The following is a 12,798-nucleotide window of genomic DNA, read 5'->3' on the forward strand; positions in this document are numbered from 1 at the left end:
GGCGTTGTCGGCTTCAGGTCCCGGGCCGGTGCCCGGGTGCTCGCCGGGCGGCGAACGACCGGGCCCGCAGGTCGGGCAGGACTCCCAGCTGGATGAGCCGGTCGAGCCGGTCGAGGGGGTGCATGCCGAGCCCGGACATGTTGTACGTCGTCAGGTAGCGCAGACGGCCGGCCCGGGCGGTTCCCCGCATGAGCCTGCGGTTCAGGACCCGGCTTCCGCGGGATGTGCTGGTCAGCATCCGGGCCGCGTTGTGGCTCATGGTGTGTACGGCCTGGATCCTGCTCATCCGGTCGTGCTCGTAGCGGCGCAGCGCGGCATCGACGGCGGCGCCGTCGCCGGGGTCGACGGCCGCGAGCCGGGCCGCGAGGGCCTCGGCGTCGCCGATCGAGGTGTTCATCCCCTGAGCCGCCAGCGGGTGCACGACATGCGCGGCCTCCCCGAGCAGGACGAGGCCGGGCCGGACGAGCGACGGCGCACGGTAGCGCCGGACCGGAAGCACCTGGTGGCGGGTCGCGTGCTCCTCGAGCAGCCCGGCGATCGGGGTCAGCGCCGGCACCCGGCCGACGAGCGCCGCGCACCACCGCCGCAGCTCCTCCGGGTCCGCCCGGCGGAGTTCTCCGGCCGTCACCTGGACGTACACCCGGATCCGCGCGTCCGGCAGCGGATACACCATGACCAGGCCGCGGCCGGTGGCATAGGCGGACACTTCGTCGCCCGCCGCCAGAGTGCCGGGCAGCTCGAAGGACAGCAGCCGATGTTCGTAGGCGACCGGTTGCACCTCGATCCCGGCCAGGGTGCGCAGCCGTGACGACATCCCGTCCGCCGCCACGACGAGCCCCGCCCGTATCTCGAGGGCGGTGCCGCCGGCGACAGCGCGTATCCCGGTCACCCGGCCGTCCGGGTCCGTGCTGAGGTCCTTCACCAGGACCCCGCGCCGCAGACGCACCGCCGGGCCCAGGGACTCGGCCATGCAGTCCAGGATCGTCGAGTAGTCGTGCGCGAGCATCCATGGCCTGTCGCTGCCGAGCACCGAGAAGTCCAGGGCCATCAGCTCCGCGCCGTCGGCCGCGCGGGCGACGAGCCGGGTCAGCCGGACCGCTCGCCGGCGCTCGAGGCGGCCGAGCACGCCCCACGCGTCCAGGGCTCCCAGCGATCCGGGCTGGAGCACCTCGCCCTTCCAGAGCGAGGGCTGGACCGGCCGCTTGTCCAGCAGGGTCACGTCCAGGCCGGAGCGCCCGAGGGCGCACGCCGCCGCCAGGCCGGCGACTCCGGCGCCGCAGATCACCACATCGGTGTCCACCACTCGGTCCGCGCCGTGGCCGGTCGTCACGACGCCTCCTGCCGGGCCGCCGGGCCGGCGGTGAGCGCGCCGCGGTAGGCGCCCAGCGCCCCCAGCGCCAGCCCGTTCCCGATCAGGCCGTCCACGTAGTAGGCGAGCCGCCGGATGTGCAGGCACACCGGGCTCGGCACCCAGCGGCCGTCGTCGCGCTGGGCGGCCATGATCCATTCCGCCGCCCGCCGGAGCCGGTCGTCCGCCGCCGGCAGGCCCGCGGCGAGCAGACCGCGGAGCGCCCAGGAGGTCTCCTCGACAGTGCCCCGGTCCGGATCGTCGCCGGGCGTGCCGGTGTCGCCGGGGCCCCACGACCCGTCCGCCAGTTGTGCGGCCAGAAGGGCGTCACGGGCCCGGCGGGCGGCCGGGCTCCCGTGCACTCCGCCGTGCGCGAAGGCCACGAGCACCATGGCGGTCGCGGCGGTGCGGCCCCGGTACCACAGACCTTCGTAGGTGCCGTCCGCCCGCTGGCTGCCGCGCAGCCAGTCCAGTGCTCTGCGGATCCGGGGATCGGTGCCCGGCAGGCCGCCGCCGAGCAGGGCCTCGACGCACTGTGCCGTCGTGTAGGGGCAAGGGCCGTCGTTCGGCAGCGTGGTGTTCCGGACAAAGGTTCCCCACGACCCTCGGCTGTCCTGCCGGGACAGCAGCCAGTCCAGGCCGTGCCGCAAGGGTTCGCGAGGTTCGGCGTCGCCGGCGGGCAGGAGCGCGGCCAGCACGTTCGCACTGTCCAGAAAGTTGGGCCAGCCGCGCGGGCCTTCCCACCCCCACCCGCCGGGCGGTGTGCCGTAGACCGCGAACGCCGCGTCCTGCCGGCACCCGCGCAACCACTGCCGGGCCCGGACCAGCCGTGGATCGCCGGTGTAACCCGCGTCGGCCAGGCCGCGGGCGACGTAGGACCCGCCGATCAGGTCGAGCCCCTGCATGATGTGCCAGGAGCCGTCGGGCTGCACGTTCGCCCGCAGATAGCCGACGGTCTCGGCGATCATGCGGCGGGGGGCCCCGGCCCGGACCAGGCCGATGCACACGACCGCGGCGAGCCAGTTGTCACCGCCGTAGCCGCCCCGGTCGTTCTCCGCGCGTTCCACCTCCTGGAGCAGGCGCAGCCCGGCCGGCCGGGCCAGCCGGTGCAGCAGCCGCCCGGCGCCTCCCGGGGCGTCGTGGTAGGCCTGGATGAAGGCCATGGCCACGAAGGGCGCGGCCCGGAACGACAGTCGTGGCCGCCAGACCCGGCGGGGCAGCAGCAGGAGCTCCAGGGGGATGCGCCGGGACCCCCGCATGTCTCCCAGACCAGCCAGGACGAGAAAGGTCCGGGCCATGTGAACCATGCCGGGATCCGCGAGCGCCGCGAGGCCACCGAGCGACTCGACCAGGCCGAGCGCCCGCCGCACGGCATCGGCGGCCGGCGCGGGGGCCACCAGCCGCAGGGCCGACGCCGCCACCACCGTGGGCACCAGCTGCGAGGCCGCGGCGGGCACTCCGCCCCAGCCGCCGTCCGGGTTCTGCCTCGCCGTCAGCCACGCGGCCCCCCGCTGCACCAGGTCTCGTGAGCGGCCGGGATCGGCGAGGTGCAGGGCGACGATCGCGCCGGCGGTCCCCAGGACGGCGGTGGGACGGTGGTTCGGCCAGGAGCCGTCCGGGCGTTGCGAGGCGAACAGCGCCTCCGCGGCGCGCGTGATCGAGGACTCGATCCGGCTGTCGAATTCCGGGTACAAAGCGAAGCACCCCTCTCAGGAGAAGGTCGCCGGGACATGCGGGGCGGTGCTGTGCGGGAACTCGTACCGCGACCGCATGGTCTGCTGGCTGACCAGCGTGAGCGCGAGCAACGGCGCGAGGATCGCGAGCACGGTGGCACCTCCGAGACCCGGAACCAGGAGCGCTGCGGCAAGCACCATCCGCTCGACGACCAGCACCTCGTGCGACCGCAGGCTCAGCCGTTCCGCGGGTCCGGGGCCGGAGGCGTACAGCATGCCGAAGGCCCCGCCCCCGAGGCCCGCGGCGACGAGCAGGGCGACCAGACCGCCCACCCGGCCGTCGGGCAGGGTGAGGACGCCCGCCGTGGCCACCGCGATGGCCAGGGCGTAGAGGCCCGTCGCCGTCCGGGCGGCCGTCCGGGCCCCGCGCCGCACCGCGAAGGTCGCATATCCGCCCGCGCGGTCGCCGGAGACGTCGCGCAGCGTCCCGACCAGGTTGGACGCGGTGTCGTGGGCCCAGAAGACCGGCACGAACAGCACGACCCCGGCCGGCGGCCAGGCCGACGCCATCATCGACCCGAAGACGAGCGCCCCGCCGGTCAGTGACCCGCGGACGAGATTGCCCGCCAGCCCTCTCGCCTTGAAGAAGGCGTTGTAGGCCATCGCCCCGCCGACGGCTGCGACGGTCAGGAGGAGGGCCCGGTAGTTGACGGCGGCGGTCGTCGCGGCGGCGGCCAGCGCCAGGACGGCGCCGCACCAGACCGCTGTCCGGGGACGGATCAGGCCCGCGGGGATGGGCCGCTGCGGCTTGCTGATCGCGTCGAGATCCCGGTCGAAGTAGTCGCCCAGGTAGTGAGCCGCGATCCAGACCAGGGTGGGCACCGCCCACGCCACCGCCGCCCGGGTGACCACGAGCCGGTCGGCGGCGAGCACGTAGCCGGCCGCTCCGACCAGGCCGGCGTACCAGAGGGTGTAGGGCCGCCACGTCCGCACATGGGCGACGAGGGTGCTGCCGGGACCGTGCTCGCCCACGTCAGGCGCTCCTTCCGTCGTTCCCGGTCGCGCCGGGGGTCCACGACTCGCCGTCCGCCGGCGTGACGGTGTTGCCCAGGGTGCCGATCCCGGCGACCGACACCTCGACCCGATCGCCCACCGCCAGCGGGCCGGAACCCTCGGGCGTGCCCGTCAGGATCACGTCGCCGGGGAGCAGCGACATGTACCGGCTCACCACCGCGACGACCTCGTGCACCGGCGTGACGAGGCCACGGGTGCTGCCGTCCTGGCGCGTCTCGCCGTTGACCCGGCAGGTGATCCGCACGTCCTCCGGGTCGAGTCCCGTGGCCAGCCACGGCCCCAGCGGCGTGAACCCGTCGAAGTGCTTCGCCCAGACCGGCGGCTGCCCGGCCCGCTCCGGCGAGGCTCGGTGCGCGTAGCTCGTGAGGTCGTTCGCGCAGGTGTATCCGGCCACGACCGTCGCCACCCGGCCCGCCGGAACGTTCTTGCAGGCCACGGCGATGACCACCGCCAGCTCCGCCTCGTACCGGAGCTCCCAGGCGGCGCCCGGATGGCCGATCGGCTGCCCGTCGCCGATCAGCGTCGACGGTGGCTTCGTCACGACGGAGCAGGTGGCGGGATCGGCCGGGTGCCCGGCGCCGCGGCGGGCCGCCCTGTCCGGCGCGTAGTTGAGGGCGACACAGATGATCTTGGTCGGGTCGGCCGGCGGCAGCAGCGTCACCCCGGTGATCGGCCGGACCGGGCCGGCCCGGTCGACCCAGCCCCCGGCGAGCCCGTCGTAGCGCACGGGCACCAGGCGATCGCCGTCCCCGCCGGGCTCGACCCGCGCGTGCCCGGTCTCGTCACCGTCAGCGAACCTGCAGATCAGCACCGGGATGTCCTCGTTCCTGCGAGACGGCTCGTCACCAGGCGACCGGCAACGTCTCGAGGCGGATCGTGACGTGCCCTCCGCGCCAGCTCAGACTGTCCATCGGCACGGCCGGCCGCAGACCCGGGAGCCGGCGCAGGAGCGTCGCGAACACCGTCCTGAGCTCGAGCCGGGCCAGGGCGGCCCCCAGACAGTGATGCGCCCCGAAACCGAACGCGAGATGCGGGTTCGGCTCGCGCGTCACATCGAGCCGGTCGCCGTCGGGGAAGACCGTCGCGTCGCGGTTGGCCGCGTTGATCGAGATCTGGACCAGATCGCCCGCGGCGATCTCCTGACCGCCCAGCCGTACGGCCTCGGTGGCTATCTGGAGCCGGTTGACGTCGATGACCGGTTGATAGCGCACCAGCTCCTCCACGGCGCTGCCGACCAGATCCGGACGGGCGCGAAGCTTCTGCCACTCGTCCGGGTGGCGGAACAACCGGAGCAGGCCGGCGCTGATCGCGGTCCGGGTCGTCTCCAGGCCACCCGCGAGAACGACGACGGTGAGCGAGAGCAGCTCTTCCATCGAGAGCGCGCGGTCGGTGTCGTACGCATGGACCAGTCTGGTCAGCACGTCCGCGTCCGGTGCGGGGCTCTCGCCCGGCCGCCCGCGCCGGGCCGGCAGCAGGCCCGCGATGTAGGCCGTCAGCTCCCGCCAGGCGTCCGGGTCGGGAGGGCCGGCGCCGACCGCGGTGATGTGGTCGCACCAGCCGCTCAGCGCGTCGCGGTCCGCCGCCGGAAAACCGAGCAGCTCGCAGATGGCGAGGGCGGGCAGGGGGTCGGCCAGATGGGCGACGAGGTCCACCGGCGGGCCCGCCTCCTCCATGGCGTCGATCAGATCGTCGGTCCACGCCTGCACGGCCGGGGCCATGGCCTCGATCCGCCGGAGGCTGAACGACTTGGCGACCAGGGCGCGGAGCTCGGTGTGCGGGCGGCCGTCCAGGTTCACCGATCGGGCCGGGCTGACAGCGGTGCCGGCCAGCCGGGCGCGCACGCCCGTGACGTCCCGGGTGAATCTGCGGTCGTGCAGCACCGTCCGGACGTCTTCGTGCCGGGTCACGAGCCAGGCGTGCTGCCCGTCGGCGAGCAGCACACGGGGAAGTGACGCCTGGCGGCGCCAGGCGTCCAGCTGCGGAGGCAATTCGCCCGCGGTGTCCGCGGAACTGGGAAGAACAGGGACTCGTTCCATTGTCGGAATTCCGATCTCGGTGGTCGCCCAGGGGACCGCGCAACGCCTCGTGCGGCCCGGCGCTCGCGGTCGGCAGCCGTGAACAGACGGCTGGACACGTGCTTCACCTTGGCAGCGCGCCGGCGGCGCCGACAAACCCTGATTAGTGGGGGAGGGCAGGCCCTAGCACGGCCCCGGGACCGCCGCCGCCCCCGATTATTCGCAGCTTGTCGGCGTGCGGCGCGTCCGGCAGCGTGACCGGGCAACGGCGCACGCACGGCCGTCACGGATCGCCGAGGTGGGGAGCGACCAATCATGTCTCACGCACGGGTGTCCCGCTCCGGGAGCGACCTGTCCCGGCACCGTCAGGTGGCGGAGGGGTTCGGCGCGGATCCGGACCGGTACGACCGGACCCGGCCCCGCTATCCCGACGCCCTGGTGCGGCGCGTCGCCGGGGACCGCGCCGGGCTCGACGTGGTCGATGTCGGATGCGGCACCGGGATCGCGGCCCGGCAGTTCCAGGCGGCCGGGTGCACGGTGCTGGGCGTGGAACCGGACCCGCGGATGGCGGAGGTCGCCCGGCGTCGCGGGCTCGTCGTCGAGATGTCGGCCTTCGAGACCTGGGATCCGGCCGGCCGGAGCTTCGACGCCGTCGTCGCCGGGCAGACCTGGCACTGGCTGGACGCGGTCGCCGGCGCGCGGAAAGCGGCGCAGGTCCTGCGGCCCGGCGGGCGGCTCGCGGTCTTCTGGAACGCGGAGGTCCCACCGCCCGACGCGCTGCGGGCCTTCGGCGAGGTCTACCGGCGCATGCTGCCCGGCTCGCTCGTCGCCCGGCAGTGGACGAACGACTCCTTGGCCGGGTACGCCGAGCTGGGCCGGAAGGCGGCCGACGGGATGGAGCGATCCGGTGGGTTCGGGCCCCCGGAGGAGACACGGGACGACTGGGAGCGCACCTACTCCCGCGACGAGTGGCTGGACCAGCTGCCCACCCACGGCGATCACAGCCAGTTCCCGGTGGCCCTGGTGCGTGAGGTGCAGGCCGCTGTCGGCGCCGTCATCGACCGGCTGGGCGGGAGTTTCACGATGGGCTACGCGACGGTCGGGATCAGTGCCGTCCGCACCTCGTCATGAGCGCGGGGCCGGCATGACGCAGCGGCGGTACCGGGTGACCGACTCCGAGAAGGGATGACCGACATGACCTCCACCGAGCGAGGAACCCGGCTGGCCGACCAGTCCGCCGACGCCGGGGCGATGCTGGCCTGGTTCCGGCGGATGCGGGAGAGCGAGCCCGTCAGCCACGACGAGGAAGCCGGTGTCCGGCATGTGTTCCGGCACGCCGACGTGGAACGGATCCTCTCCGATCCGGGCACCTTCTCCTCCGACTTCAGCTCGCTGATGCCCGCGCAGGAGGATGTCGACCGTTTTCTCCGGGGCAACCTTCTGCGCAAGGATCCGCCCCAGCACCGCAAGCTCCGCACTCTGGTGAGCAAGGCCTTCACCCCGGGCCGGGTCGCCCGGCTGGCGCCCCGCATCGCCAGCGTCGTCGACGACCTGCTCGACGCGCGAGCCGGCCAGGACGAGTTCGAACTGGTCGCGGACCTGGCGTACCCGCTGCCGGTGACGGTCATCGCCGAGCTGCTGGGCATTCCCACCGTCGATCGGCCGATGTTCGGGCGCTGGGCGGACGCGCTGGTCGCGCCGGAGAGCCAGACGAGCTTCATTCCCAACGAGGAACGTACGCGCTCCATGGCGATCGTGATGCGGGAGATGAACGCCTATTGCCTCGAGCTCATCCGTCACCGGCGGGCCCGGCCGCAGGACGATCTGACGAGCGAGCTCGTGGCGGCCGAGGTGGACGGCCAGCGCCTGGACGACGAGGAGATCATCGGCTTCGTGGGCCTGCTGCTGCTGGCCGGCCACATCACGACGTCGGCGCTGCTCACCAATGTCGTCACCTGTCTCGTCGAGCAACCGGAGGCCGCGACGGCGTTGCGGGCCGACCCCGGCGGGCTGGCCCTCGCCGTCGAGGAGGTGCTGCGCTTCCGGACCCCGCTGGCCCCGAGCATGCGGGTGACCCGGAGCGACGTCCGGATCGGGGATCACACGGTCCCGGCGGGCCGGATCGTTCTCGCGTGGCTGGCCTCGGCCAACCGGGACGAGCGGGTTTTCGCCGATCCGGACCGGTTCGACATCCGCCGGACGCCCAACGCCCACCTGAGCTTCGGCCACGGGATCCACTTCTGCCTGGGCGCCCCGCTCGCCCGCCTCGAGGTACGGACGGCTGTCGCCAAGATGCTGGGACGCTGGAGTGACATCGCCGTCGGTCCGGGGGCCGAGTACCACGACGCCCGGGGCATCGTGGGCGCCCGGCGTCTGCCGCTCCACGTCCGCTGGGTCTGACACCGGCCGGTGTCACCGGCCCCGGGTCACGGTCAGTCGGGGCCGGCGCAGGTCGTCGGCCCGCAGGATGTCCTGTTGCAGGTTCTGGAGCGCCCGGCCCGGTTCCAGCCCTATCTCGTTGAGCAGCGTCTCCCGCGCCGACCGGTAGACCTGCAGGGCCTCGCCGGCCCGGCCGCCGTTGTGCAGAGCGATCATCAGTTGCCGGTAGAAGTTCTCGTGCAAGGGATATTCCTGCAACAGGGCATAGAGATAGCCCACCGATTCCCGTTCCCGGCCGAGGGCCAGATAGGAATCGACCAGCATCTCGATGAACTCGATCCGGAGTTCCTCCAGCCAGGCGGCGAACCGGGTTACGGACGGACTCTCGCGGAGGTCGGCCAGTACGGGTTCGCGCCACAGTCCGAGGCCCTTGTGCGCCAGTTCGGCCACCTCGTGATGCAGGTTCTCACGCCGGTTCTTCCGGGCCTGTTCGATGAGCCGCAGGAAGAGGTTGAGGTCCAGATCGTCCGGTCCGGTCTGAATGAGGTAGCCGGGCGCCCGGGTGATGACCGGCCCCGCCGAGCCGCCGGACTGCCGCAGGAACTTGCGTAATTGTGAGACGTAGACGAAGACCGCGGCGCTGGCCCGGCGGGGCGGGTCCTCGCCCCACAGCTCGGTGACGATCTGATCGAAGGGGACGATCTGATTGGCCCGGATGAGCAGGGTCGCCAGCAAGATTTTCACCTTGGTGGCGTTGATGGAGACGACCTCGTCGCCGTCCATCACCCGGAGACTGCCCAGCAGTTGAAACTTCATGCGTTCCCCCCGAAAGCGCGCCGCCCTCAGTCGTCCGCCGGAACGGTACGACACATTGATGGTCATCGTGTCAGGAGGCCGGGGCGATCGCATCCGGGAAACTACGTACGACATCGATGAAACATGATGGCCACGTCTCATTGTATGGCTGCTGAAAAAATTGCTTGCGGTGACTTTAGTGACAACAGATATGTGCATCGTGAACGCGGCTCCGGCGCTTCGGTCCATCGCCCGTGGTGACGGCCGTGCGGCGCGCGCGGACGGGCCAATCCGGCACTGTCCTGAGTGGAATAACGGGGCGCCGCACACGGGCCGGCTGGTGTAAGGTGCACGCCGCCGCGCCGGGTCGCCGGCCGGAGCGGACGGGGGCGCGTTGCCGTCCGAGCGCGGGTGAGCCACGAGGTGGTCGGCATCGCGGAGACGGTGTGCGACGCCGGCGACGGGGGTGCGGACCGGCGACGGCTCCGTCGCGTCAGTTCTCCACGCAGTAGCCCTCGGCCACCGCGTCGGGGCCGGGTGGATGGAGCATCAGGTTGGCGAGCGCCGCCCGTGAACTGACGCCCAGCTTCCGATAGATGTGGGAGAGATGAGCCTCTATGGTGCGCGCGCTCAGATTCAATTGCTGCGCGATTTCCTTGGTTCGCGTGCCGGTGGACGCGATGCTCGCTATCTCGTACTCCCGATTGGTGAGGACGGCGGCCCAGGGTCCGGGATCCCGGCCGTCCGCGGGCCGGCTGCTGAGCTCCTCCACCATGCGCTGCTGTTCCGCGGCCTTGAGGTAGGTCGCCGACGCGCTGGCCCGGCCGGCGAGCTCCTTGCCGAGTGCGAGCATGGCCGCTGTGTCGCGCAGCATGTGCATCGTCAGTGAACAGGAAGCCGCCGCGACGAGCATCTCCGCCTGATGCCGGATCAGGTTGACGCCCGCGAACAGCTCGGCCGCGGTGCGATAGAGGCGCAGAGCCGTGTCGAGTTCGCGTTGCGCCGCGAGGACATGAGCGCGGGCCGCGAACGCACTCGCGCGATGGGAGGCCAGCCCGGTCGCGTCGGCGACGCCGGCGGCCCGCGTCGCCCACCGGTCCGCCTCCGCCGTGTCGCCGGACCGCAGAGACGCCCGGGTGAGCACTTCGAAGCAGCCCGGGCGCTCGGCCCGGGGCAGGTCGGGAAGGTCCGGACCGCCGCCACTGTTCACGATCGCGGCCGAGCCGCGCAGCGGGTCGCCCCGCTCGAGAGCGGCCTCGGCCAGAGCCCGGGCGCAATCGGCGCGCCACAGGGCCTCGTCCACGGGCAAGGTGCTCATGGCGGTCTCGGCGAGCGTGAGGGCCTGGGTGTTCTCCGGCTCGGTGGCGAGCAGGCAAGCCGACTGGACGGCGATGGCGAAGGCGGCCAAGTGCCGGGATCCGAGGTCCCGGGCGAGCTCGAGGCCGTCGTCCGCCGCCTGCCGCGCCTGCTCCGCCAGGCCGATGGCCAGGCACACCCGGCCCAGCGCGATCGAGATGAACGGCCGTAGGTGACGGGCTCCCGTGTGGTGCGCGAGCCGGCCGGCGCGCTGGAGCTGCCGCCGGGCCTCGGTGTGCTCGTCCAGATTGTGCTGCGCCCAGCCGAGCAGGGCCAGATATCCGGTGGCCCGGGCGAGCTCGTCGTCCGCGAGCCGGTCGACGATCGCCGTGCCGGCCCGGAGGGCCACGCGTGCGGCGCGGCAGTCGCCGGCCTTCGCCTCCAGCAGCGCGAGGAGAGCGAGGGCCCCGGCCTCGCTGACGGGATCGCGCGCCTGGCCGGCGAGGCGGACAGCGCGCCGCGCGTCGCGCAGGGCCTGTGCGCTGCCCTGCCCGCCGGCCGTCAGCTGGCGGGCAACGGAAAGGGCGATCGTGGCCCGGGGCTCGCGCTCCCGCGTGGCGGGCAACTCCTTGTCGATCAGACTCTTCGCGTCCGTGCGGTTGTCCAGCACCCATTCCAGCTGGGTGCACAGCACGACCGCCGACGTGCGGTCGGGCACCGGCGACGGCGGTGCGGCGGACAGCGCGCCCCGCAGCACGTCCCGGGCCTCGTCCGCCCGGCCGTCGGAGATCAGGGCCCGGGCCAGGGTGAGCGAGATGTCCAAGGGCGACCGGCCGTCGGGCCGGGCGAGCGCCGACAGCCGCAGCGCTGCCCGCATCCACCGGACCGCCGCCGCGGGGTGGGCCGGGCCGGCCTCCTCGGCGGCGCGCACGAACAGCGGCAGGTCGTCCCGGCCGGGCTGCCCGAGCAAGCCGTCGAGGTGCGACATCTTGTCCTCGACCGGTGCGCCCCGGGCGTTCAGCAGATGCAGCGCCCTGCGGTGCGCCGTGATGCGCCAGGCCGGGTCGGCGCGGGCGGCGAGCATGGCCCGGACCACCGGGTGCCGGAGGCGGTACGCGGGCGGGCGGGTGACCGGCCGGATCAGGTCGGCTCGGGTCAGGGTGTCGACCGCCGCCCTGACCGCACCGGCGTCGAGGCCCGAGACCTGGCCGAGGATTTCCAGGTCGAAGACGTCGCCGACCAGTGCGGCCGTGGAGAGCACCACCGTCTCGTCCGGGGTCAGCTCGGTGATCTCGCCCATCAGGGCGGTCCACTGCCGGCCGGTGGTCATGGCCTCGGCGCTGCGGCCCTGGGTCCGGAGGCGCGCCAGTTCCAGGAGGTATCCGGGCAGCCCGTCGCTCTCCCGGTGCAGCTCGCCGACCGCCGGATCCGCCACGTCGAGCCCCAGGAGCTCGGCGGCCTGGCCGGCGTGCACCGGCCCGAGCCGGACGCTGCGCACCGTCCCGAGGGCGGTGCCGTACGCCAGCGCGTCCCGCAGCCACGCCGACGACTGGCGGGGTCGGTGCGAGACGACCACGAGCGTGTCGGGGATCGGCGCGAGGACGAGATGCTCGATCAGGCTGACGGAACGCACATCGGCCTGGTGAAAATCGTCGAGCAGCAGAACGAGGGGCGCCCGGGTGGCCCGCCGGGTGAGCTCGCTCTTCATTTCCGCGATGCCGTACAGCGGATCGAGGACATTTCCGGAAAGGTCGTCGTGCGATTCTTGCCGGGACGCCCAAATGGTGTGGATCACGTGGCCGCCGGGTGTCCCGTGGGCGGCCAGGGCTTGCCGGAAAGGGTAGAAGTGCTGCTCTTTTCCGGGGCCGGTGCACCGGGCTTTGAGGACGACGGCCCCCGCAGCCGCCGCCGCGCCCGCGAAGGCCGACAACAGCTGGGTCTTCCCGGCTCCGGGCTCTCCCGTCAGTTCGACCAATCGCCCGGAGCCCCGTCGGCGGAGGTGTGACAGAAGCAGATTCAACTCGTGTTCTCGAATGGTCTTCCCGGCGCTTTGATCGGCATTGAGGGAAACCACGCCCTATCCCTTTTCCTCCCGTGCGGGCGCCTGAGCTCAACCCGTCATCGTGATGGGCCCAGCTTTGGCATGGCGTGGATCAGTGTATGTGTCAATCACCTCGACATGTCAACATGCAGGGCTTTTGCGCGGTTGATCAGCGAC

At 72.8% G+C, this 12,798-nt stretch carries 9 protein-coding genes; 2 read left to right on the top strand and 7 right to left on the bottom strand.

Annotated features, from left to right (window positions below):
- Positions 1–13 precede the first annotated feature (13 nt).
- From RAN62_RS29225 to RAN62_RS29245, 5 genes are read right to left on the bottom strand one after another with little or no spacing between them, the layout of a single operon-like run.
- Complete coding sequence (locus RAN62_RS29225; protein ID WP_305788014.1) at positions 14–1,330, bottom strand: FAD-dependent oxidoreductase; 1,317 nt, start codon at positions 1,328–1,330, stop codon at positions 14–16.
- Positions 1,327–3,042 (bottom strand): prenyltransferase/squalene oxidase repeat-containing protein, encoded by a 1,716-nt coding sequence (locus RAN62_RS29230; RefSeq protein ID WP_305788015.1) that lies wholly within the window; start codon positions 3,040–3,042, stop codon positions 1,327–1,329. The genes RAN62_RS29225 and RAN62_RS29230 overlap by 4 nt, the downstream gene beginning before the upstream one ends.
- 15 nt (positions 3,043–3,057) lie before the next feature.
- Positions 3,058–4,053, bottom strand: a complete 996-nt coding sequence (locus RAN62_RS29235) for a UbiA family prenyltransferase (protein ID WP_305788016.1) — start codon at positions 4,051–4,053, stop codon at positions 3,058–3,060.
- A gap of 1 nt (position 4,054) precedes the next feature.
- Positions 4,055–4,906: a fumarylacetoacetate hydrolase family protein gene (locus RAN62_RS29240; RefSeq protein WP_305788017.1), complete on the bottom strand. Its 852-nt coding sequence runs from the start codon at positions 4,904–4,906 to the stop codon at positions 4,055–4,057.
- Positions 4,907–4,937: 31 nt separating this feature from the next.
- Complete coding sequence (locus RAN62_RS29245; RefSeq protein WP_305788018.1) at positions 4,938–6,035, bottom strand: cytochrome P450; 1,098 nt, start codon at positions 6,033–6,035, stop codon at positions 4,938–4,940.
- A 390-nt stretch (positions 6,036–6,425) separates the two neighbouring features.
- On the opposite strand from RAN62_RS29245, the gene RAN62_RS29250 reads away from it, so the two are divergent.
- Positions 6,426–7,241, top strand: coding sequence for a class I SAM-dependent methyltransferase (locus RAN62_RS29250; protein WP_305788019.1), 816 nt, complete (start codon positions 6,426–6,428; stop codon positions 7,239–7,241).
- A 63-nt stretch (positions 7,242–7,304) separates the two neighbouring features.
- Positions 7,305–8,510 carry a cytochrome P450 gene (locus RAN62_RS29255; protein ID WP_305788020.1) on the top strand — a complete coding sequence of 402 codons (1,206 nt, stop codon included), beginning with the start codon at positions 7,305–7,307 and terminating at the stop codon, positions 8,508–8,510.
- 12 nt (positions 8,511–8,522) lie between these two features.
- Here the strand turns inward: RAN62_RS29255 and RAN62_RS29260 are convergent, their stop codons facing one another.
- Positions 8,523–9,305, bottom strand: a complete 783-nt coding sequence (locus RAN62_RS29260; RefSeq protein ID WP_305788021.1) for an AfsR/SARP family transcriptional regulator — start codon at positions 9,303–9,305, stop codon at positions 8,523–8,525.
- Positions 9,306–9,777: 472 nt separating this feature from the next.
- Positions 9,778–12,654, bottom strand: a complete 2,877-nt coding sequence (locus RAN62_RS29265; protein WP_305788022.1) for a LuxR C-terminal-related transcriptional regulator — start codon at positions 12,652–12,654, stop codon at positions 9,778–9,780.
- Positions 12,655–12,798: the final 144 nt, after the last annotated feature.

Origin of the sequence: Symbioplanes lichenis, assembly GCF_030709675.1 — a bacterium.
Classification (GTDB): Bacteria; Actinomycetota; Actinomycetes; order Mycobacteriales; family Micromonosporaceae; genus Actinoplanes; species Actinoplanes lichenis.